The 23779-nt window shown below is 63.5% G+C and carries 22 protein-coding genes and 1 tRNA gene; 11 read left to right on the top strand and 12 right to left on the bottom strand.

Annotated elements, in window-relative coordinates; all coding sequences use genetic code 11:
* Nucleotides 1-48: 48 nt before the first annotated feature.
* Complete coding sequence (locus FAZ95_RS21470; protein WP_137334284.1) at nt 49-507, bottom strand: hypothetical protein; 459 nt, start codon at nt 505-507, stop codon at nt 49-51.
* A 12-nt stretch (nt 508-519) separates the two neighbouring features.
* Complete coding sequence (locus FAZ95_RS21465) at nt 520-861, bottom strand: hypothetical protein (protein ID WP_137334283.1); 342 nt, start codon at nt 859-861, stop codon at nt 520-522.
* A 248-nt stretch (nt 862-1109) separates the two neighbouring features.
* Between FAZ95_RS21465 and FAZ95_RS21460 the strand changes: the two genes are divergently transcribed.
* The 6 genes from FAZ95_RS21460 to FAZ95_RS21435 all read left to right on the top strand — a co-directional run bounded on the left by FAZ95_RS21460 (nt 1110) and on the right by FAZ95_RS21435 (nt 7262).
* Nucleotides 1110-1295 carry a hypothetical protein gene (locus tag FAZ95_RS21460; RefSeq protein ID WP_137334282.1) on the top strand — a complete coding sequence of 62 codons (186 nt, stop codon included), beginning with the start codon at nt 1110-1112 and terminating at the stop codon, nt 1293-1295.
* An 11-nt stretch (nt 1296-1306) separates the two neighbouring features.
* Nucleotides 1307-2710, top strand: a complete 1404-nt coding sequence (gene dbpA / locus FAZ95_RS21455; protein ID WP_137334281.1) for an ATP-dependent RNA helicase DbpA — start codon at nt 1307-1309, stop codon at nt 2708-2710.
* Between the two features lie 203 nt (nt 2711-2913).
* The gene (locus FAZ95_RS21450; protein WP_137334280.1) at nt 2914-4068 is read left to right on the top strand and encodes a pyridoxal phosphate-dependent aminotransferase; all 1155 of its coding nucleotides are present in this window, start codon (nt 2914-2916) and stop codon (nt 4066-4068) included.
* A gap of 10 nt (nt 4069-4078) precedes the next feature.
* The gene (locus FAZ95_RS21445; RefSeq protein WP_137334279.1) at nt 4079-4936 is read left to right on the top strand and encodes a carbon-nitrogen hydrolase family protein; all 858 of its coding nucleotides are present in this window, start codon (nt 4079-4081) and stop codon (nt 4934-4936) included.
* 98 nt (nt 4937-5034) lie between these two features.
* Nucleotides 5035-5814 carry an ABC transporter substrate-binding protein gene (locus FAZ95_RS21440; protein WP_137334278.1) on the top strand — a complete coding sequence of 260 codons (780 nt, stop codon included), beginning with the start codon at nt 5035-5037 and terminating at the stop codon, nt 5812-5814.
* A gap of 23 nt (nt 5815-5837) precedes the next feature.
* Nucleotides 5838-7262, top strand: coding sequence for an FAD-binding oxidoreductase (locus FAZ95_RS21435; protein ID WP_137334277.1), 1425 nt, complete (start codon nt 5838-5840; stop codon nt 7260-7262).
* Between the two features lie 16 nt (nt 7263-7278).
* On the opposite strand, the gene cadR is transcribed toward FAZ95_RS21435, so the two are convergent.
* A complete protein-coding gene (gene cadR, locus FAZ95_RS21430; protein ID WP_137334276.1) occupies nt 7279-7710 on the bottom strand; it encodes a Cd(II)/Pb(II)-responsive transcriptional regulator in 432 nt (143 codons plus the stop codon).
* Nucleotides 7711-7791: 81 nt separating this feature from the next.
* On the opposite strand from cadR, the gene FAZ95_RS21425 reads away from it, so the two are divergent.
* The gene (locus FAZ95_RS21425; protein ID WP_137334275.1) at nt 7792-10203 is read left to right on the top strand and encodes a heavy metal translocating P-type ATPase; all 2412 of its coding nucleotides are present in this window, start codon (nt 7792-7794) and stop codon (nt 10201-10203) included.
* Nucleotides 10204-10222: 19 nt separating this feature from the next.
* Here FAZ95_RS21425 and cysD read toward each other — a convergent pair whose 3' ends face one another.
* The 8 genes from cysD to FAZ95_RS21385 all read right to left on the bottom strand — a co-directional run bounded on the left by cysD (nt 10223) and on the right by FAZ95_RS21385 (nt 17441).
* Nucleotides 10223-11185: a sulfate adenylyltransferase subunit CysD gene (gene cysD, locus FAZ95_RS21420; protein ID WP_137334274.1), complete on the bottom strand. Its 963-nt coding sequence runs from the start codon at nt 11183-11185 to the stop codon at nt 10223-10225.
* Nucleotides 11186-11230: 45 nt separating this feature from the next.
* The gene (locus FAZ95_RS21415) at nt 11231-12358 is read right to left on the bottom strand and encodes a sulfotransferase family protein (protein WP_137334273.1); all 1128 of its coding nucleotides are present in this window, start codon (nt 12356-12358) and stop codon (nt 11231-11233) included.
* A gap of 73 nt (nt 12359-12431) precedes the next feature.
* The gene (cysC, locus tag FAZ95_RS21410) at nt 12432-13031 is read right to left on the bottom strand and encodes an adenylyl-sulfate kinase (RefSeq protein WP_137334272.1); all 600 of its coding nucleotides are present in this window, start codon (nt 13029-13031) and stop codon (nt 12432-12434) included.
* 86 nt (nt 13032-13117) lie between these two features.
* On the bottom strand, nt 13118-14791 hold the full coding sequence (locus FAZ95_RS21405) for a methyl-accepting chemotaxis protein (protein WP_137334271.1): 1674 nt from the start codon (nt 14789-14791) through the stop codon (nt 13118-13120).
* Nucleotides 14792-14956: 165 nt separating this feature from the next.
* Nucleotides 14957-15364 (bottom strand): hypothetical protein, encoded by a 408-nt coding sequence (locus FAZ95_RS39415; RefSeq protein ID WP_175425663.1) that lies wholly within the window; start codon nt 15362-15364, stop codon nt 14957-14959.
* Nucleotides 15365-15579: 215 nt separating this feature from the next.
* Nucleotides 15580-15885: a helix-turn-helix domain-containing protein gene (locus FAZ95_RS21395; protein WP_137334270.1), complete on the bottom strand. Its 306-nt coding sequence runs from the start codon at nt 15883-15885 to the stop codon at nt 15580-15582.
* Between the two features lies 1 nt (nt 15886).
* On the bottom strand, nt 15887-17164 hold the full coding sequence (locus FAZ95_RS21390) for a type II toxin-antitoxin system HipA family toxin (RefSeq protein ID WP_137334269.1): 1278 nt from the start codon (nt 17162-17164) through the stop codon (nt 15887-15889).
* Nucleotides 17165-17365: 201 nt separating this feature from the next.
* A tRNA-Lys gene (locus tag FAZ95_RS21385) sits at nt 17366-17441 on the bottom strand.
* A 212-nt stretch (nt 17442-17653) separates the two neighbouring features.
* Here FAZ95_RS21385 and FAZ95_RS21380 point away from each other — a divergent pair.
* Both FAZ95_RS21380 and FAZ95_RS21375 read left to right on the top strand, forming a co-directional pair.
* Entirely contained in the window at nt 17654-18058 is a 405-nt protein-coding gene (locus FAZ95_RS21380; protein ID WP_137334268.1) for a PaaI family thioesterase, read from the top strand.
* A gap of 2 nt (nt 18059-18060) precedes the next feature.
* Nucleotides 18061-18930 carry a patatin-like phospholipase family protein gene (locus tag FAZ95_RS21375; protein ID WP_137334267.1) on the top strand — a complete coding sequence of 290 codons (870 nt, stop codon included), beginning with the start codon at nt 18061-18063 and terminating at the stop codon, nt 18928-18930.
* Between the two features lie 62 nt (nt 18931-18992).
* Here FAZ95_RS21375 and FAZ95_RS21370 read toward each other — a convergent pair whose 3' ends face one another.
* Nucleotides 18993-20033 carry a D-2-hydroxyacid dehydrogenase family protein gene (locus tag FAZ95_RS21370; protein ID WP_137334266.1) on the bottom strand — a complete coding sequence of 347 codons (1041 nt, stop codon included), beginning with the start codon at nt 20031-20033 and terminating at the stop codon, nt 18993-18995.
* A 354-nt stretch (nt 20034-20387) separates the two neighbouring features.
* On the opposite strand from FAZ95_RS21370, the gene FAZ95_RS21365 reads away from it, so the two are divergent.
* Nucleotides 20388-22244: a phosphoenolpyruvate carboxykinase (GTP) gene (locus FAZ95_RS21365; RefSeq protein ID WP_137334265.1), complete on the top strand. Its 1857-nt coding sequence runs from the start codon at nt 20388-20390 to the stop codon at nt 22242-22244.
* 387 nt (nt 22245-22631) lie between these two features.
* A complete protein-coding gene (locus tag FAZ95_RS21360) occupies nt 22632-23750 on the top strand; it encodes a LysR family transcriptional regulator (protein WP_137334264.1) in 1119 nt (372 codons plus the stop codon).
* The last annotated feature ends 29 nt before the right edge of the window (nt 23751-23779 follow it).

The raw sequence follows: 23779 nt of genomic DNA, 5'->3' as shown, positions 1-23779 counted from the left end.
GATGTCAATGTTCCAATTCCGCACAGCGCAGGGCGGAGGCGAGTGCTTTTAAATTTCTGGGAGAGGTTTTCCAAATATCTTAAATCGACAGCCAAAAGAGAATTTCCGTGTTACTCCTCTGGGATCGGATATCAGGGGGACTCTCAATTGCGTTCTTTCGAATACTTTCAGCACCCACGTTATTCCTCCTATGAAGCGGAATTCGACTGTATCGTCATCTCTTATTTTTAATGACCTGAACGATCCGGTCGAGTAGGGTGCGCCGAGCATTGCGGAGTCGATGACGGATAAATTCTCGTCCAAAAAGATTATGCGGAGCATCTCCTCGAATGGAACGTCATCCGTCGTAAAAATCAGGAATGAATCATTCCATCGGAGACTCGCTTCGAGGTATGCCCCCGCAACGGTCGCGTCGGTCGGCTTACCGTCGATGTAAATTCTGCTTTTCGGGAGCGCCTCGTTGGGAAGCGGTTCGATCCGGAATTCTCCGCTTGCAAGCTCATGCATCGAGATGTTCCCTCACCACAAGATGTTTACACCCATAGCAGCAAATGCACCGCCTACAAAGGCCCCCACTGTCACGCTTTGAGAAAAAGCCAACCCGACGGGGCTACTTCGCGTTCTAACGATGCTCATCGTCAGATTTCGAAGCTTGTGGGCTTCTTCCGCAGCCTGCGACCAAGTTAGCTCACCCAGCTTTACTTTTTGGGCGTACTCGGCAGACATGGCGCGGATCTGTGCCGAATACGCTAGCCGTGCCCGCGTATCAATTGTCAGATGAGCGCCGATGTTGGCCGCTTCTGCTTCGAATGCTCTGATTTCGTTCTCAAAACGCGTTTGATCTTGGTTGGTGTCTGTCATGCGTAATCCTAAATTGTTCAAGCGAAGGTTTCCGCCGCCGGTGAGTTTCAGAGGAAACCTCGATGGTTCGAGCAGTGTCGAGGAGATTGTAAGGAAATCGTCATCTCGAAAAACTGCCGAATGCCTTCATTGACGCGGAGAGGGAAAAAAAGCGTCGACCTGGTCCGAGTGCGTTAGTGTTCTTGAGTACACTTGCGCTCGGTTTCGGGCGCGAAGCGCCTCAGTCGGAAGCAAAAGGAGCATCACCGATGTTTACCTGCATCAACCAATCCTGCCAGGCTCAATGGGAGCAGTCGGACGTCGTCATCAAGAACGAGGGGCAAGGGCTCCTGTTCCGCTGTCCGATGTGCGGCGCGCGCAACTATGTCGAGCGCTTCGACGCGGAAGACGGCACGGTCGTCTACGAGCAGATCGAAGGCCGTCCGTTTCAATAACTGGATTCCCCATGACCGCCACGCCCTCGCCCCAACCCGCCCCTTTCAGCCAATTGCCGCTCCCCGCGGCCACGCTCGCGAATCTCGAGCAGCTCGGCTACGTGAACATGACGCCGATCCAGGCGGCGAGCCTGCCGATCGCGCTCGCCGGCCGCGATCTAATCGCGCAGGCGAAGACCGGCAGCGGCAAGACCGCCGCCTTCGCGCTCGCGCTGCTGTCGCGGCTCGATGCGCGCAAATTCGACGTGCAGGCGATGGTGCTCTGTCCGACCCGCGAGCTCGCCGACCAGGTCGCGCAGGAAGTTCGCCGGCTTGCGCGCGCCGAGGAAAATGTGAAGGTGCTGACGCTCTGCGGCGGCACGCCGATGCGTCCGCAAACGGCGAGCCTCGAGCATGGCGCGCATATCGTCGTCGGCACGCCGGGCCGCATCATGGATCACCTCGAACGCGGCAGCCTCGCGCTCGCCTCGCTCAACACGCTTGTGCTCGACGAAGCCGACCGCATGCTCGACATGGGCTTCTTCGACGATATCGCGACGGTCGCGCGCCAATGCCCGCCCGAGCGGCAGACGCTGCTGTTCTCGGCGACTTATCCCGACGGCATCGCGAAGCTGAGCCAGCAATTCCTGCGCAAGCCTGAGGAGATCAAGCTCGAAGAGCAGCACGACGACAGCAAGATCCGCCAGCGCTTCTACGAAGTCGACGAAAACGAACGGCTGCACGCGGTGGGCCTGCTGTTGAACCACTATCGCCCCGTCAGCACGCTCGCGTTCTGCAACACGAAGCAGCAATGCCGCGATTTGCTCGACGTGCTGCGCGCGCAAGGCTTTCACGCGCTCGCGCTGCACGGCGAGCTCGAGCAGCGCGAGCGCGACCAGGTGCTGATCCAATTCGCGAACCGCAGCTGCTCGGTGCTCGTCGCCACCGACGTCGCCGCGCGCGGCCTCGACATCGCGCAGCTCGAAGCGGTGATCAACGTCGATGTGACGCCGGACCCCGAAGTGCACGTGCACCGGATCGGCCGCACCGGGCGCGCGGATCAGGACGGCTGGGCGCTCAGTCTCGCCAGCATGGACGAGATGGGGCGCGTGGGCGCGATCGAGCAGGCGCTGGGCCGGGAAGTGGAGTGGCAGCCGTTGGCCGAATTGAAGGCCGAAGACAATGAGCCGCTCGTGCCGCCGATGGCGACGCTGCAAATCCTCGGCGGCCGCAAGGAGAAGATCCGCCCCGGCGACGTGCTGGGCGCGCTGACCGGCGAGGCCGGATTCAGCGGCTCGCAGATCGGCAAGATCAACGTGACGGAGTTTTCGACCTATGTGGCGGTGGAGCGCGGCATCCTTCGCGATGCGTTGCGCAAGCTCTCCGCGGGCAAGGTGAAGGGCAAGAAGGTGAAGGTCCGGTTGATGGACGAATAACGCAGGGACGAAAAACGCGGGACGAAAAATGCGGCGCTCCCCTCCAGCCATGAAGTAAACGCATGCCCCGCATGACAAAGTTTCGATTGTGGCGGTGTTTTCGGTCGTGCTTAATTTGCATATTCGAACGAGGCCGCCGGCATTTGGCGGCCTCATAAGCATGTAAGCCGCGTGGCCCCAAGCCGCGCGCCGGAGGAGCGAATATGCAGAGCGCCTGGACCCCACGCTCGAAACTGCCCGACGTGGGCACGACGATTTTCACGGTGATCGGCCAACTGGCGGCCGAACACGATGCCCTGAACCTGTCGCAAGGCGCGCCGAATTTTGCGCCCGACCCGAAGCTCGTCGACGGCGTGGCCGCCGCCATGCGCGCCGGGCACAATCAGTACTCGCCGATGTCCGGCATCGATGCGCTGCGCGAAGCGCTCGCCGACAAGGTCGAACGCCTCTACGGCGTGCATTACGACGCGACGACCGAAGTGACCGTGACGGCGAGCGCGAGCGAAGGCTTGTACTCGACGATCAGCGCACTCGTGCACCCCGGCGACGAGGTGATCTACTTCGAGCCGTCATTCGACAGCTACGCGCCGATCGTCCGCCTGCAGGGCGCGACGCCCGTCGCGATCAAGCTGTCGCTGCCGCATTTCCGCGTGAACTGGGACGAGGTCGCCGCCGCGATCACGCCGAAGACACGCATGATCATCGTCAACACGCCGCACAACCCGACCGCGACGATCTTCAGCGACGACGACATCGCGCGCCTGAAAGCGCTGACGCGCCACACCGATATCGTGATCCTCTCCGACGAGGTGTACGAGCACGTCGTGTTCGACGGCGCCAAGCATCACAGCATGGCGCGGCACCGCGAGTTGGCCGAGCGCAGCGTGATCGTGTCGTCGTTCGGCAAGTCGTACCACGTGACGGGCTGGCGGGTCGGCTACTGCCTCGCGCCGGCCGCGCTGATGGACGAGATTCGCAAGGTCCACCAATTCATGATGTTCTCGGCCGATACGCCGATGCAGTACGCGTTCGCCGACGCGCTTGCCGAACCGCAAAGCTATCTCGGCCTCTCCGATTTCTATCAGAAGAAACGCGACCTGCTCGCGCACGCGCTGGCCGAATCGCGCTTCGAGTTGCTGCCGAGCGAAGGCAGCTTTTTCATGCTCGCGCGCTTCCGTCACTTCTCCGGCGAAAGCGACAGCGATTTCGTGCTGCGCCTGATCCGCGACGCCCGCGTGGCGACGATTCCGCTGTCCGCGTTCTATACGGACGGCACCGACGAGGGCCTAATCCGCCTGAGCTTTTCGAAGGACGACGCGACGCTGATCGAAGGCGCTCGCCGCCTTTGCTCGATTTAAGGGGCGCACGATGAGCAACATGGTGGAGACGATCAAGGCAGCCGTCGTGCAGATGAGCAGCACGGACGACGTTGCGCACAACCTCGGCGAAGCGCGCCGCTGGGTCGAGAAGGCGGCGCGGGAGGGCGCGATGCTCGTCAGTCTTCCTGAATATTTCTGCTGGATCGGCAACGACGAGCACGAACGCGTGGCGCTCGCCGAGCCGTTCGGCGATGGTCCGATTCAGCAGGCGCTCGCACAACTCGCGCGCGAAGCCAGCGTGTGGCTGATCGGCGGCACGGTGCCGATCCGTCCCGAGCGCGGCAGCGCGCAAGAATGCACCCATGCGTACAACACGTCGCTGCTGTTCGATCCGAGCGGTCGATGCAGCGCGCGCTACGACAAGATTCATCTGTTCAGCTTCAACCAGGGTGCCGAGCAGCATGCCGAAGCCGACACGATGATGGGCGGCGCGGCCGTCGGGTCCGCGCAGGGGCCGTTCGGCAACCTGCGGCTGTCGGTCTGCTACGACTTGCGCTTTCCCGAGCTGTATCGCGCAGCACCGGCTGCCGACGTGATCGCGGTGCCCGCCGCGTTTACGCACACCACCGGCCTCGCGCACTGGGAACTGCTGCTGCGCGCCCGCGCCGTCGAGAACCAGGCGTATGTGATCGCAGCGGGCCAGTGCGGCACGCACGTGAATGGCTGGCGCACGTTCGGCCACAGCATGATCGTCGGCCCGTGGGGCGAGGTGCTCGCGCGCCACGACGACGAGCCGGGCATCGCGGTGGCGGAACTCAAGGCCGCGGCGCTGCGCGAAGTCCGCGCTCGCTTGCCGGTGCTGACGCACAAGCGCATTGCGACCCCGTCGGATGTCGCCGCTTTTTGATGCGCGCATCATTGAACCCGATCAAACCAAAAGCTGGGCGGCACGCACGGAACGCCGCCTGAATATTCCTAAAGACACCCAAGGCAAGGAGATCCACGATGAAACGACTCAAAGTTCTGTTGGCATTTGCGTGCGCATTGGTATCGGCATCGGCATTCGCCGACGCGACTTCGATGCGCTTCGGACTCGAAGCGCAATATCCGCCGTTCGAATCGAAGGCGGCGGACGGCAGCTTGCAAGGCTTCGATATCGACATCGGCAATGCCGTTTGCGCGGCGGCGCATCTGACGTGCACGTGGGTCGAGACGTCGTTCGACGGCCTGATCCCGGCGCTGCAAGGCCGCAAGTTCGACGCGATCAATTCGGCGATGAACGCCACGGACAAGCGCCGTCAGGCGATCGACTTCACGACCGTCATCTACCGCGTGCCGACCCAACTGATCGCGAAGAGCGACAGCGGCATCGTGGCGACGGCGGAATCGCTGAAGGGCAAGCGCGTCGGCGTGTTGCAGGCGTCGATTCAAGAGACCTTCGCGAAGGCGCACTGGGAGCCGGCTGGCGTGACGGTCGTGGCGTATCAGGATCAGAACCAGGTGTACGCGGATCTCGTCGCGGGCCGCTTGGACGCGACGCTCGTGCTCGCCCCGGCGGGACAGACCGGCTTCCTGTCGAAGCCTGACGGCAAGGGCTACGCGTTCGTCGGCCAGCCGGTGCACGACGACAAGATCCTCGGCAGCGGCATTGCGTTCGGCATCCGCAAGGGCGACGACGCGTTGCGCAGCCAGTTGAACGCGGCGATCGCCAAGGTGAAGGCCGACGGCACCGTGAAGACGCTCGCGCAGAAGTACTTCGGCAATATCGACGTCTCCGCGAAGTAAAGGCATAGCGAAGGAGAGGGCGGATGATGGCGAGCGAGGGCGGGGCGCCGGTGGCGTTGAACGAGCGTGATGCTGTAGATGTTCTGTTGCGGGAGCTCGGCAACGATCTCGTCGTAGTCGGCGACGCCATCGATCCGCGCTATTTCACCGCCTACAACGAAGTGCCGGGCGTGCGGCCGCTCGCGCTCATCCGGCCGCGCACGGTCGACGATGTTTCGCGCACGCTGGCGCTTTGCTCGCGCTTGACACTTCCGCTCGTGCCGCAAGGCGGCGCAACCGGGCTCGCGCGCGGCGCGGTGGCGCTCGGCGGCGAGGTCGTGCTCGCGATGGAACGCTTTGCGGGCATCGAGGAAATCGACACCGCGGCGGGCACGATCACGGTCCGCGCCGGAACGCCGCTGCAGACGGTGCAGGAAGCCGCCGACGAGGCGGGCTTTACGCTCGGCATCGATCTCGGCGCGCGCGGCTCGTGCCAGATTGGCGGCAACATCGCGACCAACGCGGGCGGCAATCGCGCGATTCGCTATGGCGTGATGCGCGAGCAGGTGCTCGGACTCGAAGCCGTGCTGGCCGACGGCACGGTCGTCACGTCGCTCAACAAGATGCTCAAGAACAACGCGGGCTTCGATTTGAAGCACGTGTTCATCGGCAGCGAAGGGACACTTGGCGTCGTCACGCGCGCCGTGCTCAAGCTGCATCCGAAACTCGCGTCGCCCGCCACGGCCTTGTGCCGTGTGACCGACTACGACGCGGTCGTGAAGCTCTGGCATCGCGTGCGCGCGACGCTGCCCAGCGTGATCAGCTTCGAGGCGATGTGGCCGGAGTTCTATCGGTTCGTCTGTGCCAATACCCCTGGCGTTACCGCGCCACTAGCGGCGGACGACGGGTTTGTCGTCCTGATCGAATGCGCGTCGAGCGATGCGGCGGCGAGCGCATCGGATGCGCACGCCGCGCTCGAAGCCTGCCTCGGCACGTGCTTCGAGGACGGCTTGATCGACGACGCCGCGCTCGCCACCTCGACGCGTCAAGCGCTCGACATGTGGACCTTGCGCGAAGGTCTCGCGATCGACACGCTCCCGCACTTCATGAACTTCGATGTGAGCCTGCCGATCGGTGCGATCGGTGTGTTTGCCGAGCGCTGCCGTGCCGCGCTCGTCGAACGGTGGCCGCATGCGGTGAGCGTGTTCTTCGGCCATATCGGCGACAGCAACGTGCACATCGGTGTGTCGCTTGCTGACCTGCCGGTGTATGGCGAAGACGCCGTCGATCGCGTCGTCTATGAAGTCGTGCGCGAGATGGGCGGCTCGATTTCGGCTGAGCATGGAATCGGCCGGCTCAAGCGTCCCTATCTCGGCTATTCGCGCAGCGCGGCCGAAATCGAGGTGATGCGCCGCATGAAAGCGGCGCTCGACCCGCTCGGCATTCTGAATCCCGGCAAGGTGTTGTAGGCGCGGTCCGAATGGATCAGCCGACGTGCGTGCGTTTCGCCGACGGCGCGACGGTCTCCATCGTCGTCAGGCCGTGGACGATGCCGCAATCCTCGACGGTGTGCTCGCCCACGCACTGTTCGCGCAGGCCGGTCAGTTGGGCTTTCAGTTGCTCCAGCTCGGCGAGGCGCGCGTTCACGTGGCCGATGTGCGCGTCGAGCAGGGAATTGACGGAGCTGCAGCGGTCGGTCGGGGTGTCGGTGAGGCGCAGCAGCTCGCGGATTTCATCGTGCGTCATGTCGAGCGCGCGGCAGTTGCGGATGAAGCGCAGGCGCTCGATGTGCTCGGCCGAGTAGCTCCGGTAGTTCGAATCGGTGCGCTGAGCGTCGGGCATCAGGCCCTCTTTCTCATAAAAGCGGATGGTTTCCGTCGTGCAGCTCGCGGCTTTCGCCAGTTCTCCGATTTTCATCTGAGGTTCCTCGTTAGCGCCTTGACCTTGTAGCGGCTTCAAGGTGTTAACTGTACCCCAACGTACACCAGGAAGCTCGTCATGACTCAAACCAAGAACCCGATCGAAGCGCGCAGCGCCGCCCAGCAGTCGCACGATTGCGGCTGCGGGCATGAGCACGCGCATGGCGTGGCCGTAGGTGAGAAGCGGCACGCCGGCGAGGGCCGGCAGGCGAAAGCGCATGTTCACGGGCACGGGCACGGGCACGCCGAGGGACACAAGCACGACCACGACGACGAGCATGCGCACGACCATGGCCATGATCACAGCCACGACCACGACCACGGCACCGCCTGCTGCAGCGCCCCCGCGCCTTCGCTGGCCCCGCTGCGCGCCGCCGAAGTCACGGCCGACGGCGTACGCACGTCGATCCGCATCATGCAGATGGACTGCCCGACCGAAGAAGCGCTGATCCGCAAGAAGCTCGGCCACATGCCGACGGTTTCGAGCCTGGAATTCAACCTGATGCAGCGCGTGCTGACGGTGGTTCACGCGCCTGACGCGCAGCCGGCCGTGCTCGACGCGATCCGCTCGCTCGGCTTCGTTCCCGAGCTGCCCGATCCGGACGCCGGCACGCATCAGGACATCGCGCCGGCGCCCAAGCCCGTGTGGCCGCTCGTGGTCGCCGGCGTGGCGGCGGCAGCATCGGAGGCCGCGACCTGGTTCGGCATGCCGACGTGGCTCGCGGCGGCGCTGGCCGTCGCGGCGATCGCGGTCTGCGGCTTGACGACCTACAAGAAGGGCTGGGTCGCGATCCGCAACGGCAATCTGAACATCAACGCGCTGATGAGCATCGCCGTCACCGGTGCGGCGATGCTTGGCCAGTGGCCCGAAGCCGCGATGGTCATGGTGTTGTTCACGCTCGCGGAGCTGATCGAGGCGAAGTCGCTCGACCGCGCCCGTAACGCGATCCAGGTCCTGATGCGCCTCGCTCCCGATACCGCCACGGTCCAACAGTCGGACGGCATCTGGGCCTCGGTCGACGCGCGCTCGGTCGCGGTCGGCGCGGTGGTGCGCGTGAAGCCGGGCGAGCGGATCGGGCTCGACGGCGACATCGTCGCGGGCCGCTCGACGGTGAATCAAGCGCCGATTACCGGCGAAAGCCTGCCGGTCGAGAAGGCCGAGGGCGATGCCGTGTTCGCCGGCACGATCAACGAGTCGGGCTCGTTCGACTACCGCGTGAGCGCCGCCGCGAGCAACACGACGCTCGCGCGCATCATCCACGCGGTCGAGGAAGCGCAAGGCGCGAAGGCGCCGACGCAGCGCTTCGTCGATCAATTCGCGCGCGTCTACACGCCGATCGTGTTCGCGTTCGCGTTGCTCGTCGCGATCGTGCCGCCGCTCGTGTTCAGCGCGTCGTGGCACGAGTGGATCTACCGCGCGCTCGTGCTGCTCGTGATCGCCTGCCCGTGTGCGCTCGTGATCTCGACGCCCGTGACGATCGTCAGCGGTCTTGCAGCGGCGGCGCGGCGCGGGATTCTGGTGAAGGGCGGCGTGTACCTCGAGGAAGGCCGCAAGCTCGCGTGGCTCGCGCTCGACAAGACCGGCACGATCACGCAAGGCAAGCCCGTGCAGACCGACTTCGAACTGCGCGCCGACGTGGACCTCGAGCGCGCGCGGCATCTCGGCGCGAGCCTCGCGGGCCGCTCCGACCACCCGGTGTCGCAAGCGATCGCGGCAGCGGCCGCGGGCCGGATCGGCAAGGGCGCGCTCGATGTCGCCGATTTCGAAGCGATTCCGGGACGCGGCGTGCGCGGCACGATCGACGGTGTGCCGTACTGGCTCGGCAATCATCGGCTCGTCGAAGAGCTGGACCGCTGCTCGCCGGAACTCGAAGCGCGTCTCGACGAATTGGAGCGCCAAGGCAAGACGGTCGTGATGCTGATCGACGCCGAACGCGTCCTCGCGCTATTCGCGGTGGCCGATACCGTCAAGGAAACGAGCCGCGCCGCCGTTGCCGATTTGCATCGTCTCGGCATCCGCACCGCGATGCTGACGGGCGACAACCCACACACGGCGCAGGCCATCGCCTCGCAAGTCGGCATCGACGATGCGCGCGGCGACCAGCTGCCCGAAGACAAGCTGAACGCGGTCGACGCGCTGTCGGCGAACGGCGCGGTGGTGGGCATGGTCGGCGACGGCATCAACGACGCCCCGGCGCTCGCACGCGCGGGCATCGGCTTCGCGATGGGCGCGATGGGCACCGATACCGCGATCGAAACCGCCGATGTCGCGCTGATGGACGACGACCTGCGCAAGATCCCCGTGTTCGTGCGCTTGTCGCGCGCGACGCATTCGGTGCTGGTGCAAAACATCGCGTTCGCGCTGGTGATCAAGGCGGTCTTCCTCGGCCTCACGCTCGCGGGCATGGGCACGATGTGGATGGCCGTGTTCGCGGATGCGGGCGCGAGTCTGATCGTCGTGGCGAACGGGCTGCGGCTGTTGCGCAAGTGAAAAGCGTCGGAGCGGCCGCCTAAAAGTAGCCCTGTTTCTTCCGCTGTTCCATCGCGGCTTCGGAGGTCTGATCGTCCATCCGCGTCGCGCCGCGCTCCGTGATTTCGGTCACGGCCGTTTCGGCGATGATCTTCTCGACGTCGTCCGCGTCGCTTTCGACCGGGCACGTGCAGCTGATGTCGCCGACGGTGCGGAAGCGCACCAGCGCCGTTTCGCTCGTCTCGCCTTCGCGCATCGGGGTGAGCGGCGTCACCGGCACGAGCAGCCCGTTGCGGCGCACGATCTCGCGATGGTGCGCGTAGTAGATCGACGGCAATTCGAGCCCTTCGCGCGCGATGTACTGCCACACGTCGAGTTCGGTCCAGTTCGAGATCGGGAACACGCGCAGGTGCTCGCCGTTGTGCAGGCGCGCGTTGTAGAGGCTCCACAGTTCCGGACGCTGCGCCTTCGGGTCCCATTGGCCGAATTCGTCGCGGAACGAGAAGATGCGCTCCTTCGCGCGGGCCTTCTCTTCGTCGCGGCGCGCGCCGCCGATCATCGCGGTATAGCCGTGCGCTTCGATCGTTTCGAGCAGCGTGACCGCTTGCGCGGCGTTGCGCGAATCGGTCTCGCGGCGCAGACGCACCGTGCCGCGCTTGATCGAGTCTTCGACGTGGCCGACCACCAGCTCCGCACCGATCTCGGCGGCGCGGCGATCGCGGAAGTCGATCACTTCGCCGTAGTTGTGGCCCGTGTCGATGTGCACGAGCGGGAACGGCAGCGAAGTCTTGCGGTTCGCGCCGAGGCCGAATGCCTTCAGCGCCAGATGCAGCACGACGACCGAATCCTTGCCGCCCGAAAACAGCAGCGCAGGCTTGCTGCACTCGGCTACCACATCACGCAAGATGTAGATCGATTCGGCTTCGAGCCAGTCGAGGTGAATCATGCGGCTCGCCGGTTCACGCGATGCGTTGACCGCCGTCGAATCGAGTAAATCGCTCATGCGTGTCCTCACGCTTTCGTTGCGCTCGCAACCATCAAGCGGTGCTCAATCGGTCACTTCGAATGCCGCTTCCAGTTCATCGAGCTTGTAGGGCTTCGCGCAGGATTCCCCGCTGTGCGCGGCGGCAAACTGTTCCATGCGTGCACGGACGTTCGCGAGATATTCCGAGCGATGCCGCCGCAGCGCGAAGTCGCGGAAGTTGGCTTGTTCGAGGGTTCGCCACGCCTCGGCACGGCCGGCTTCGGAGCGGCGGCGGGCGGCGTCGAGCGCGGACGCGCCGATCTTCGCCGACGCATCGGTCATCGGTTCGTAGCCGTAGTACCGCATGTAGTCCGCGGTCAGCGTTTCGATGATCGCGATCTCGTCCAACGACAACTGATGCTTGTACTTGTCGACGTTCGCCGCGATCGGCGGGAAGCAGTTCGACGACCAAAGCGCCGACATTTGCGAAATCTGCCGTGCCTCCGGCGAGCGCGATACGTCGAGCATCTGCGGCAGAAAATCGATGCCGAAGAAAAAGCAAATCTGCTTCAACGTCGCCTCCTGATCGAGCAGGAAGTCCTCGTATCGCACCGTCAGCACGCGCTCCGGATAGCGCGCGATCAGCGTATCGGCGGCGCGGTGCGCGGCGAGCCACGTGTGCGTGTTGAGCAGGGTGTCGAAGTCGTGAATGATCGCCTTGTTCATCGACGCGATCTGCGCGCGCGGATCGCGCACGACGTTGAGAAACAGCATGTCCGGCAGCATTCGCATCAGCTCGTCGGCGTAGTGCACGCTGTCGAGCGACTTGTCCATCACGATGCTCGCGTGATTCTGCTCGCCGGCGCGCAGCAGCAGTTCCCAGACGATCCGGTGCACGCTGCGCGGCTCGTGCCGTATCGCCTCGAAGACCTCGACGGGATCGAACACGATGCCCGGCCATTTCACCATGCTGGCCGCCTGCAAGCCGATCACATCGCAGACGAGCCCGAAATACGCGCGGTCGTCGTCGAGATCGCCATAGAGCGGCACGATCGGCATGAAATCGACGATGTGCAGCGGATACGGCGAATAGAACTGCGGGTTGAAATTCAGGCGCAGGCGCAGCGCGTGACTGCCGCAGCGGCGCAGCGGGATCATCAACACCGGGCGGGGGCGGGACAGGTGCGTGGCGTATTTGATGTCGGCGTTCATCGGCTGGTCTCCGAGTTGTTGGTGTGGATGTGCCGGCATCGCGTTGACACGAAGCGGCCGACTATCCGCGCGCTCATTCTGCAGCGGCGTGATCCTTGTTTTTGTAGTGTTCTGTCAAGAACGTGTGCAGTAATGCCGCCGCGCCGCCGCGCGGTATCCGCGCGGTGTCGATGGCGAGCGACGGTGCCAAAGGCGGCTCGTACGGCGAGGTCACGCCGGTGAATTGCCGGATCTCGCCTTGCCGCGCTTTCCGGTACAACCCCTTCGGGTCGCGCGCTTCGCACACGTCGAGCGGCGTGCTCACATAGACTTCGATGAAGCGATCCGGGCCGATGATTTGCCGCGCTGCAGACCGGTCGCTTCGATTCGGCGAAATGAGCGACGCGATCACGATCAAGCCGGCGTCATTCATCAAGCGCGCGACCTCGGCCGTGCGACGGACGTTCTCGCGTCGATCGTCGTCGGAGAAACCGAGATCGCGGTTCAGCCCGTCGCGCAGGTGGTCGCCGTCGAGGACGGCGCAAGGGCGTCCGTCGACTTTGAGAAGCTGTTCCAGTTCGAACGCGATAGTCGACTTGCCGGCGCCGCTCAGGCCCGTCAGCCAAAACGACACGGGCGCTTCGCGCTCACGCGGATCGGCCAAGCCGGGCTCGCCGAACACGATGCGATTCATGATCCGATCTCTCTTTAGCGTCGTCGATTAGTTATCCAAATCTAATCGAGGTCACGTCAGACTCGAAGCACCGCCACCGTTGCCGGTCAAGCCACGTCAGCGGTCTCGTAGGCGGGCGCCATGTCATTCCTCATCGGCTGCTCAATCCAGGCCGAAGCGCGCGAAAGCGCGCTCATCGATGCTTCCCGCCGGCCCAGTTTGAACACGCTGACCGTCTGGACGAGCGCGGCAGCCTGCTCGCGCATCGACTCGGCGGCCGCCGCCGCTTCCTCGACGAGCGAAGCGTTCTGCTGCGTCACCTGATCCATTTGGGTGAGCGCCTGATTGATCTGCTCGATGCCGTTGGCCTGCTCCTCGCTCGCGCCCATGATCTCGTTCATGATGAGCGTCACGCGTTTGACGCTGTCCACGACCTCGTTCATCGTCGATCCCGCTTCTTCGACGAGACGGTTGCCCGCCTGGACCTGCTCTACCGAGCCGCCGATGAGCGCCTTGATTTCCTTGGCCGCCGTCGCTGAGCGCTGGGCGAGGCTGCGCACTTCCGCCGCGACGACCGAGAACCCGCGCCCCTGCTCGCCGGCGCGTGCCGCCTCGACCGCTGCGTTGAGCGCGAGGATGTTGGTCTGGAACGCGATGCCGTCGATCACGCCGATGATCTCGACGATCTTGCTCGACGCGTCGCTGATCGCGCCCATCGTCTGCACGACGCCCGATACCACCGTGCCCGCGCGCTCCGACACTTTCGATGCCGACAACGCAAGCTCATTGGCTTCGCGCGCATGTTCGGAATTGCGTTTGACGGTGGCGGTGAGCTCCTCCATCGACGCCGCTGTTTGTTCGAGGGAGGCCGCCTGCTGTTCGGTCCGCGATGACAGATCGAGGTTGCCGGTCGCGATCTGCCCCGCGGCCGAGGCGATCGTGCCGGTGCTCGTGTGCACCTGGCTCACGATCACGACGAGACTTTCGCGCATGGTTTTCATCGCGTGCATGAGGCTCGACGTATCGCCCGCCTTCAAGACCACGTCGATGGCGAGGTCGCCTCTCGCAACGCTGTTCGCCGCATCGACCGCGTCACCCGGCTCGCCGCCGAGCTGCTTGAGCAAACCGCGCGTGATGAGCGTGGCCGAGACGACGCTGGTCAGCAACGCGAGCGACGCGATCGCGATGATCCACGCGCGGCTCTCCCGGTATGAGGCCTTCGCCGCAGCCGTTTCCTCGGCGTTTTGCTGATGTTCGAGATCGCGTAACTGGCGCACGAAATCCCACCATTTGGCCTGCACGGGCCGCAAATCGAAGCGCAGCACATGGTAGGCCGCGTCTTTCTGGCCGGAGAGCACGAGTTCGCGCGCCTTCTGCATGAGCGGCAGCGCCTGGTCGCCTTGCTGCTTGATCTGCTCGAGCAGCGTCGTCTCGTCGGAGGTGGTGCCTGGCAGCGCGAACATCGTCGCGAGCTTCGAGCGCGCGTCTTCGTACGTGGCGGACTCCTCGTCGAAGCGCTTGGTTTCGATCGCGATCTGATCTTGTTGATCCGGCTGGAGCAGGATCAGATTGCGCAGCGCGAGCGCGCGATTCGAAATGCTCTGATCGAGACGGTTGGCGAGCTGAGCCTCGACCGAGTTGACGTCGGTGATGTCGACCATCGACGCCTCGAGCTGCGCCATGCGATTCAAGCCGAACAGCGTGACCAAAACCAGCAACACCGAAACGAGCGTAAAGCCGATTCCGAGCCGCATCGCGACTCTCATATGGGAAAAGTTCATAGCCCTCAGCGCCTTGTTTTCAAGTTGGCACCCCCTCGCCGGTTTTTTTGTCACTCGTGCGAGGTCTCTCAGTTTTATGGGCGAGTAAACGGCGGGCCGGGAGCGGGGCTTAAGCGTTAAATCAGACAAATCGGCTGTTATTACGACATGTTCTTAAAAGAATTTTTAACTAGGCAGTGAAACCGATTTCACTTGTAGGTGGCGCGAGTGCGAATGTAGGGGACGGACTACAGGCCATTCCGAGTTGGTGCTGGAAAGCAAAAAGGCCGGGCAGCTTTCGCTGACCGGCCTTCGAATTCCAGGGTGGGGTGTGAGCGAATCGAGCGTTGTCAGTCGCGCGCGCACCAAGCTGATGACGATTTCCTTGTCGCCGCCCCACTTCGTGCCGAAATAGACGTAGCGCAGGTCCGAGTGGCTGTCGCCGAAGAGCTTGAGCAGCTTGAAGATGTCGGTTTCGACGCCGCCGTTGGTATCGGGCGTCATCGCGCCGCCGTGCGTGAGGTAGTTCGTGATCGTTTCGTTGGCGGTCTGCAGCGCCGGCGTGCCGGACATGAACGATACGTTGTCGCGCACGCGGTTGAATGTGTCCTTGAGGCTGTCGTCGATCTGGCGGATTTGGCCGAGGCTTGCCGTGTTGAATCAGGCAGGTCGCAAAAAAGCTGAATATTGGCAAGCCTCCAAGCCCCACAGTCGGGCGAGCCAGGTGCGAAACCGAGTCGTGGCGAACGCGTTCGGGCGCTCCATCGCCTCGTTCGCACGCGGCTTGCTATCAGCGATCAGCTTAGCTGCTAGCTTGAGGTCGGCGAAGAGGGTTCGTTTCGCCTGATCGGGACGAATCCGACCTGCAGGCCGAAGAGCTTCGCAACGCTGTTGAGCGAGTCGACGGTCGGATTTCCGGTCCCGCGCTCGATGTCCTGGATGACCCGGCGGCTGACGCCTCGATGCGCGGCGAATTCCGCCTGGGTCAGACCCGTCATCTTGCGCATCGCTTTCATGGCCTCAGGAAGAGTCATATCGCCCCGGCCGATCCTTTCGTAGAAAGCGCGGCGCAGGGCGTTCTGCTCTTCACGGGTAGGTCGAATCCGACGGGGCATGCTAGGCCTCTAAGGGTTGAAGAGCTTTCAGTTGTCGGACCTGTGTGTCGACGTACTGCGTCAGGAACTCGATGATGTCGTGATCCACCCCCTGCTCTGCCATGGTGTCGGGCAGGCGTTCGATCTGACCGGCAAACCGCCTCAACTCCCCGGCGAGCATCCGGCGTTCGCGGTCGGGTACACGCAACGCCGCGAGCACGTCGGCCCAGTCGGTCAGCTCAATCCGGGTGTCTGGGTGATACCACCTCAATGCACGTGGAATCAACTCGGGATCGAGATACATCGGTGCGAAGTCAAACAGGGGCGTGAGCTGCACTCTGCCTTCGACCAGTTGCAAGGCCGTATTGCGCGCGTGATTGTCCGTGTTGCGCATCGTCAGATTGAGCACGTCCCTCTTGATGAATTCGAGCGTTTCGGCTGCTGGATCACTCACAACTTTGCGGATCCCGGACACGACCTCGAAGAGGCTCGGTCGCAGGTCAAAGCCGGTCAGCCCCAGAATGGATGCCACGCTCTCCTGATGGAGGCGTGCGACTTGCCCGTTGCGCGCGACCCGGTCAAAGCGCGGAATCAGCAGTACATCGCCGTGAAGGGTTGGCAATTCCGGATGCGTGCGGATATCGAGCGCGGCGGCCACCCGCATGTACGCAGCTTCATTGCGCAGGACCTTTTCATCGGCTGGGCGATTTCCGCGCGGCAGTTTCGCGATGAAGTGCTGGGTGGCATCGGCATCGGGCAGGACGGCGTCGCCGTGCAGCAGGCCCGCGCGGTCCCGAGTCAGCAGGTATTTTGGCGCCGCTCCCTGGACCCCCGTGGTGCCGGTGCCAAGCATCCCGTGCAGGAACAGCCGCTCCTTGAATTCTTCGCTGCGTACGACAACGTCGTCGATCCTCAGTCCGGGCAGGCCACGTGCATCTGGATGCCGCTCTACGTGCGCCTCAAAGTACTCGACTGCCTCGGCGACCCGAATACGGCCAACGGGATTGAAGGCGCCCGCACGGATCAGCGGAAAGTCCGCATCAGCACCGTCCGGTAGTTCGAGCTCGCCCAGCAGGAAGCGACGACCGGCCCCCTGTGGGACGAGGTCATAGAGGAACGCAGGCAGGGGCCGGGCTTCGCGGATCTTCAGATCTACGGGCTCAGCCAGTGACACTGGGGCGTCTGGGTGTTCGATGGCGTATTCAACCAGGTGATTCCACTGGCAAAGGCCACCGTTGAGTTCGATCTCCGTGCAGTCAACCCAGCGATCGTCCAAGAATATCTGCAGGGTGCAATCCATGAGGCAACTCCGTGTGCCTCATAAATGTAGCATAACAAGGCGATGAATCGCTTATACGCTCCTTATAAGAGCTTTTTTGCCGAATCACGGGCTGGATGGCTTGTGCGGCACTGCCTTCTACGGCTGTGAAAGTGCGTCGACAATTCGTTGACACAAAACAAAAAGGGTTACAAGCAATCGCCTGTAACCCTTCGAATTCTTTGGTGGGGCGTGAGTGACTCGAACACTCGACCTACGGATTAAGAGTCCGCTGCTCTACCAACTGAGCTAACGCCCCAACAGAAGGCGAATTATGCAGGACTTTTCTGACCTTGCCTAGCCCCTTTAGCAAAATCCTTAAAAAATTTCGCCGGCAAGTGCTCCGCCGGACCCGAAAACACCAGCCACTGTACCGAATACCCCCTCTTTAGTGCACTTTTCGCGCTCCCGGTATGATGACGCCACCGCAACGCCGCGCGATCGTCGCGAGGCCGGCCCCGGAGAAAAAACATGGACGAAACCGAGGTTCTCGCGCTGCTCGATCGCGTGCTGGCCCCATGGGTGCGGGCGCTCGGGCTCAAACCGGTCTCGGTCACGGACGAAAGCGCCACGCTGCGCCTGCCGTTCTCAGGCGAGCTGCGGCACCAGGGCGGCGTGATCTGCGGGCAGGTCTTCATGGCGGCGGCCGATACGGCGATGGTCATTGCGATCTCGGCCGCGCTCGGCGAGTTCAAGCCGATGACGACCGTCTCGCAGAACATCAGCTTCATGCGCGCAGTCCGCAACGGCGACGTCCTGATCACGGCCCGCGTGCTGCGCCTCGGGCGCAATCTCGTGTTCGGCGAAGTCGAATTGACCGACGAAGACGGCAAGACGGCGTGCCACGCCACCACCACCTACGCGCTTCTCAATTAAGCATGTTCGATCAAGTCGTATTCGCGGGGGGCGGCAACCGCTGCTGGTGGCAGGCGGGCTTCTGGGACGTGGTGCAGCCGGAAATCGGCCTCAAGCCCCGTGTGATCACGGCGATCTCGGCGGGCGCGGCGACCGCGTGCATGCTCTACACGCGCGACGCCGACTGGGTCATGCGCTATTACAGCGACGCGCTGCGCCACAACACGAAAAACGCCTATTGGGGCAATCTCCTGCGGCCGGGCAAATCCGTCTTTCCGCACTATCGGATCTACCGTCAGGCGCTGCTCGATATCTATGGCGAGCCGTTCGCGAAGCTCGCCGACGCGCCGGAGATCCGCGTCGGCGTCTCGCATGTGCCGCGCTGGCTCGGCGCGCGCAGCGCGGTGGCGGCCGGGCTGGTCGCCTACAACATCGAAAAGCACGTGCGCAAGACGCTGCACCCGACGCTCGGCCGCTCGCTCGGCTTTCATCCGGAATTCGTGCGCGTGCAGGATTGCGCGCGCGTCGAAGATCTCGCCGACCTGATCCTGCAGTCGTCGTGCACGCCGCCGTTCACGCCGGTTCTGCGGCGCAACGGCCGTCCGGTGCTCGACGGCGGGATGGTCGACAACGTGCCCGTCGGCGCACTCGACGCCTCGCCCGGCCGCGTCCTGGTGATGGTGACGCGGCTCTATCCGCGTCCGCAGACGTTCACGGTCGCGCACGGCGAACAGCAACGCCTCTATGTGCAGCCGTCGCGCAAAGTGCCGATTTCCAGCTGGGATTACACGAGCCCGGCGCAGATGCGCCCGGCGTACGATCTCGGCCGCGCCGACGGCGAGCAGTTTCTACAACGCTTGCCGGAAATGTTGGACGTGGCGGCGCACGCTTGAAAGAAAACGGCGCCGAGCGTTGTTCACGCCCGGCGCCGCCACGCTCAGTTCAATCCCCTCAATCAGCGCGCGTCGCGTTCACGCTGCCGGTTATGCCGACGCGCTCCGGAAATGGCGTCCGGATTCACGACGCTCGTCGATTCGCCGCGATCGAACGCGAGGATGTTGTTGAACGCCGCGCTGAAATACAGCTCGTAGCTTTCGCGCTCGACATAGCCGATGTGCGGCGTGCAGATCACGTTTTCCATCCGCAGCAGCCCGTAGCCTTGCAGGATCGGCTCGCTTTCGTAGACGTCGACGGCGACCATCCCCGGCCGATTGCGCGCGAGCGCGGCGGCGAGCGCGCCTTCATCGAACAGTTCCGCGCGGCTGGTGTTGACGAGCAGCGACGTCGGCTTCATGCGCATCAGGTCGTCGACCTTGACGATGCCGCGCGTGTCGTCGTGCAGGCGCAGATGCAGCGTCAGCACATCGCTTTGCTCGAAGAACGCTTCACGGCTTTCGGCGACATCGTAGCCATCGGCCTTGGCGGCTTCGAGCGAATGCTCGCGGCCCCAGATCATCACCTTCATGCCGAAGGCTTTGCCATAGCCCGCGACGAGCCGGCCGATCTTGCCGTAGCCCCAGATGCCGAGCGTTTGTCCGCGCAGCACTTGGCCGAGCCCGAAGTTCGGCGGCAGCGCCGACGTCTTCAGCCCCGACTGCTGCCACGCGCCTTGCTTCAGGTTAGCTACGTATTGCGGAATGCGCCGTTGTGCGGCCATGATGAGCGCCCAGGTCAGCTCGGCCGGCGCGATCGGCGAGCCGACGCCTTCGAGGACCGCGATGTTGCGCTCGGTACACGCTTCGAGATCGATATGGCCCGCGATTTTTCCGGTTTGACTGATCATGCGCAGATGCGGACATTTGTCGAGCAACTGCGAGGTGATGCGCGTGCGTTCGCGAATCAGCACCAGCGCGTCGATATCGGCGAGACGGCTGGCGAGCTGACCGAGGCCGCGCACCGTGTTGTTGAATACTTTGACTTCATGGTCTGCAAGCAAACGAAAGCAATCGAGCTTGCGTACCGCGTCCTGATAGTCGTCGAGAATGGCAATCTTCATAAACAGGTATGTTTTGCAGCGCACGATGTGCGCACGAAATGGAGTGATATCCTTGACGCTCCAACCTGTGGTGTGAAGCACAAGCTGGCATGAGCGATGCGACGCCAGTCATCACGATGCTCATTACTGTGGATAGACAGGACTCTCACTTTTTAACAGCTTGTTGCGTTACGACGCAAGCCATGCGAAACAATGGTTGCCGTCGGCAAGCTGAATGGCTCCTGACGTCATGCAAATCGGCACGCACAGGGGTTTCCCTGGTGTTGTGCCAATGCGCCAAACGCGCCTCTCGCCCGCAGCGTCAGCGAGCGCCTACCGTTTCTTTTTTCACAATCACAAAACGGAGACAGCTCGATGAATCATCCCGCCTTTGGAGGCCAATCCACACTTGAAGCGCCTGCCTACATCAAGCATCGCCGGCTGATCGAATGGGTTCAACGCATTGCTGCGTTGACGAAACCCGAGCGCATCGTCTGGTGCGACGGCTCGCAGGAGGAATACGACCGCCTGTGCGCGCAAATGGTTGCCGCCGGTACGCTGAGAAAGCTCAACCCGGAGAAGCGGCCGAACTCTTATCTCGCGTGGTCCGATCCGTCGGATGTGGCGCGTGTCGAAGATCGCACGTTCATCTGCTCGCAACATCGCGAAGACGCGGGGCCGACCAACAATTGGACCGAGCCCGGGGAAATGCGCGCGACGCTCGATGGCCTGTTCGACGGCTCGATGCGCGGCCGCACGATGTACGTCGTGCCGTTTTCGATGGGCCCGCTCGGCTCGCCAATCGCGCATATCGGCATCGAGCTGACCGACAGCCCGTACGTCGTCACGAACATGCGGATCATGACGCGCATGGGCCGCAAGGTGTACGACGTGCTGGGCGACGACGGCGCGTTCGTGCCGTGCGTGCATTCGGTCGGTGCGCCGCTCGCGGAGGGCCAGGCCGATGTGAGCTGGCCGTGCAACGACACGAAGTACATCGTCCACTTTCCCGAGTCGCGTGAAATCTGGAGCTTCGGCTCGGGCTATGGCGGCAACGCGCTGCTTGGCAAGAAATGCTTCGCGCTGCGCATCGCGTCGACGATGGGCCGCGCCGAGGGCTGGCTCGCCGAGCACATGCTGATTCTCGGCGTGACCTCGCCGGAGGGCCGCAAGTATCACGTTGCCGCGGCGTTCCCGTCGGCGTGCGGCAAGACCAACTTCGCGATGCTGATCCCGCCGCAAGGCATGAGCGGCTGGTCGATCTCGACGATCGGCGACGACATCGCGTGGATCAAGCCCGGCAAGGATGGGCGTCTCTACGCGATCAACCCGGAGGCCGGCTACTTCGGTGTCGCGCCGGGCACGAGCGAGAAGACCAACTTCAATGCGATGGCGACGCTGAAGAGCAATGTGATCTTTACGAACGTCGCGTTGACCGACGACGGCGACGTCTGGTGGGAAGGCATGACCAGCGAGCCGCCTGCGCACCTCATCGATTGGCAAGGCAAGGACTGGACGCCGGAGATCGCGAAGGAAACCGGCCGCAAGGCGTCCCACCCGAACGCGCGTTTCACGGCGCCGGCGTCGCAATGTCCGTCGATCGACGCGGATTGGGAGAACCCGGCCGGCGTCGCGATCGACGCGTTCATTTTCGGCGGACGCCGCTCCACCACGGTGCCGCTCGTGACCGAGGCGCGCAACTGGGTCGAGGGTGTCTATATGGCGGCGACGATGGGCTCGGAGACGACGGCTGCGGCCGCGGGCCAGCAAGGCGTCGTGCGCCGCGATCCGTTCGCGATGCTGCCGTTTTGCGGCTACAACATGAGCGACTACTTCGGGCACTGGCTGAACGTCGGCAGCAAGCTCGAGGGGCTCGGCGCGAAGCTGCCGAAGATCTTCTGCGTGAACTGGTTCCGCAAGGGCGCGGACGGCAAGTTCGTCTGGCCCGGCTTCGGCGAGAACATGCGCGTGCTGCGCTGGATGATCGAGCGCATCGAGTCGCGCGCGGTAGGTGTCGATCACGCGTTCGGCGTTTCGCCGCGCTACGAGGACATCGACTGGCAGGGCCTCGACTTCACGCGCGAGCAGTTCGAGGAGGTGATTTCGGTCGACGATGCGGCTTGGAAAGCGGAGCTGGCGCTGCACGGCGAGCTCTTCGACAAGCTGAGCCACCGGTTGCCCGAGGCACTGACGCAGACCAAGACCGCGTTCGAAGGCCGCCTCGAAGTGTAGGAGCGCGAGGCGTCGCTTTGCTGGAAAGGCCGCCTTCGGGCGGCTTTTCTTTATGTCGGCTGGAGTTAGCGCTTCAGCGCTTATTCCGGCCCCATGCAGAGCTGCGATTCGATTTTTTCGATTTAGAGGTGGGCCTCGCAAATTTTATTCGACCCCGTCCGCGCTTTTCGGTGTTTCTTACCAAGAACGCATGCTTATATTTCCTGAAGATTGTTTCTCAAAAAGGAATGATCAGACCTCCCAGCGTGCACCAAGACCAATAATCGACAAAAAACCACAAGAAATCTGCTTCCGTTGAGCAACTCTGCGCGGATTCTCCAGTCGTAGGACAATTACGTATTGTGCTTCGCACGTTTCCGTTAGCTGAAGCCGCTGCAGGAGTTGTCAATGGATCATTTGCAGTCAATGCGCGTGTTCGTCAAAGTGGCGGACCTCGGAAGTTTCGCTCGCGCCGCGAGCGCGATGGATATTTCAAACGCGGTCGCTACGCGCCACGTCGCCGACCTCGAAGGCCGGCTGGGCACGCGCCTGCTCAACCGCACCACCCGCAGCCTCTCGCTCACCGAATCCGGTCAGGTCTACCTGGAGCGTGCGCGGCAGATTCTCGACGAGCTCGAAGACGTCGAGCAGATGGTCGTCGCGCGCAATCATGAGCCGGTCGGGACACTGCGCATCGTCGCGCCCGTCGTGTTCGGGCTGCATAATCTGGCGCCTGTGCTGCAGACCTACACCGAGCGCTATCCGAAGGTCGTTCCCGACGTGACGCTGGTCGATCGGCAGGTCGATCTGGTGGAAGAAGGTTTCGACGTGGGTATCGTGATCGCGCGCCAGATGCGCAGCGCCAGCATCGTGACGCGCCGCCTGACCACCGGCTGCCTGACCGTTTGCGCGACGCCGGCCTATCTCGAGAAGCACGGCGTGCCGACGCGCCCGGAGCATCTGCTCGAGCATCCGTGCCTGAGCCTGCCTTCCGAATACTGGGGCGATGAGCGCGTGTTCACGGGGCCGGATGGCGAAGTGCGCGTGCGGCCGGCGAACGTGATCATCGCGAACAATACGGAAATGCTGCGCCAGTTCGCTTTGCTCGGCATGGGCATCGCGATTCTGCCGAGCTACCTGATCGGCAGCGACATGACGCGTGGCCGCCTGGTGCGGCTGCTCGGCGACTATCGCTTGCCGCAGGTCGAGATCAACGTCGGCTATCCGAGCCGCCGCCATTTGCCCGCGAAGGTGCGCACGTTCATCGATCATCTGGTCGAGCATTTCAGCCAGACGCCCAACAGCCAGCTCGGCGAGCAGTGGATCAAGGGCGGCATGGTGCGGCCCGCCGCGGCTGCGCCGGCGCCGGCCCCCGCCGAATTGCACGCGGGCAAGGCGGAGTTCGCGCACGGCGATGCCGATGAGCGTCCTGAGTTGATCGATGCGGAATTGGCGCCGAAATTGGCGAAATCGACTCGGACGCGCACGCCGGCGCTTTCACCGCTGTACGCGGCGAACGAGCACTGAATGACGCGGCTGGAAGCCGGCGGTTAACG

This window comes from Trinickia violacea (genome assembly GCF_005280735.1).
Lineage (GTDB): Bacteria > Pseudomonadota > Gammaproteobacteria > Burkholderiales > Burkholderiaceae > Trinickia_A > Trinickia_A violacea.
The sequence above is the reverse complement of the archived record's forward strand: the minus strand, read 5'-3'. Positions and strand labels throughout refer to the sequence as shown.

Excerpts from the sequence above, each read along its gene's own strand:
- FAZ95_RS21470 (WP_137334284.1), bottom strand. The coding sequence starts at position 507 with ATGCATGAGCTTGCAAGCGGAGAATTCCGGATCGAACCGCTTCCCAAC.
- FAZ95_RS21465 (WP_137334283.1), bottom strand. The coding sequence starts at position 861 with ATGACAGACACCAACCAAGATCAAACGCGTTTTGAGAACGAAATCAGA.
- FAZ95_RS21460 (WP_137334282.1), top strand. The coding sequence starts at position 1,110 with ATGTTTACCTGCATCAACCAATCCTGCCAGGCTCAATGGGAGCAGTCG.
- dbpA (WP_137334281.1), top strand. The coding sequence starts at position 1,307 with ATGACCGCCACGCCCTCGCCCCAACCCGCCCCTTTCAGCCAATTGCCG.
- FAZ95_RS21450 (WP_137334280.1), top strand. The coding sequence starts at position 2,914 with ATGCAGAGCGCCTGGACCCCACGCTCGAAACTGCCCGACGTGGGCACG.
- FAZ95_RS21445 (WP_137334279.1), top strand. The coding sequence starts at position 4,079 with ATGAGCAACATGGTGGAGACGATCAAGGCAGCCGTCGTGCAGATGAGC.
- FAZ95_RS21440 (WP_137334278.1), top strand. The coding sequence starts at position 5,035 with ATGAAACGACTCAAAGTTCTGTTGGCATTTGCGTGCGCATTGGTATCG.
- FAZ95_RS21435 (WP_137334277.1), top strand. The coding sequence starts at position 5,838 with ATGATGGCGAGCGAGGGCGGGGCGCCGGTGGCGTTGAACGAGCGTGAT.
- cadR (WP_137334276.1), bottom strand. The coding sequence starts at position 7,710 with ATGAAAATCGGAGAACTGGCGAAAGCCGCGAGCTGCACGACGGAAACC.
- FAZ95_RS21425 (WP_137334275.1), top strand. The coding sequence starts at position 7,792 with ATGACTCAAACCAAGAACCCGATCGAAGCGCGCAGCGCCGCCCAGCAG.
- cysD (WP_137334274.1), bottom strand. The coding sequence starts at position 11,185 with ATGAGCGATTTACTCGATTCGACGGCGGTCAACGCATCGCGTGAACCG.
- FAZ95_RS21415 (WP_137334273.1), bottom strand. The coding sequence starts at position 12,358 with ATGAACGCCGACATCAAATACGCCACGCACCTGTCCCGCCCCCGCCCG.
- cysC (WP_137334272.1), bottom strand. The coding sequence starts at position 13,031 with ATGAATCGCATCGTGTTCGGCGAGCCCGGCTTGGCCGATCCGCGTGAG.
- FAZ95_RS21405 (WP_137334271.1), bottom strand. The coding sequence starts at position 14,791 with ATGAACTTTTCCCATATGAGAGTCGCGATGCGGCTCGGAATCGGCTTT.
- FAZ95_RS21395 (WP_137334270.1), bottom strand. The coding sequence starts at position 15,885 with ATGCCCCGTCGGATTCGACCTACCCGTGAAGAGCAGAACGCCCTGCGC.
- FAZ95_RS21390 (WP_137334269.1), bottom strand. The coding sequence starts at position 17,164 with ATGGATTGCACCCTGCAGATATTCTTGGACGATCGCTGGGTTGACTGC.
- FAZ95_RS21380 (WP_137334268.1), top strand. The coding sequence starts at position 17,654 with ATGGACGAAACCGAGGTTCTCGCGCTGCTCGATCGCGTGCTGGCCCCA.
- FAZ95_RS21375 (WP_137334267.1), top strand. The coding sequence starts at position 18,061 with ATGTTCGATCAAGTCGTATTCGCGGGGGGCGGCAACCGCTGCTGGTGG.
- FAZ95_RS21370 (WP_137334266.1), bottom strand. The coding sequence starts at position 20,033 with ATGAAGATTGCCATTCTCGACGACTATCAGGACGCGGTACGCAAGCTC.
- FAZ95_RS21365 (WP_137334265.1), top strand. The coding sequence starts at position 20,388 with ATGAATCATCCCGCCTTTGGAGGCCAATCCACACTTGAAGCGCCTGCC.
- FAZ95_RS21360 (WP_137334264.1), top strand. The coding sequence starts at position 22,632 with ATGGATCATTTGCAGTCAATGCGCGTGTTCGTCAAAGTGGCGGACCTC.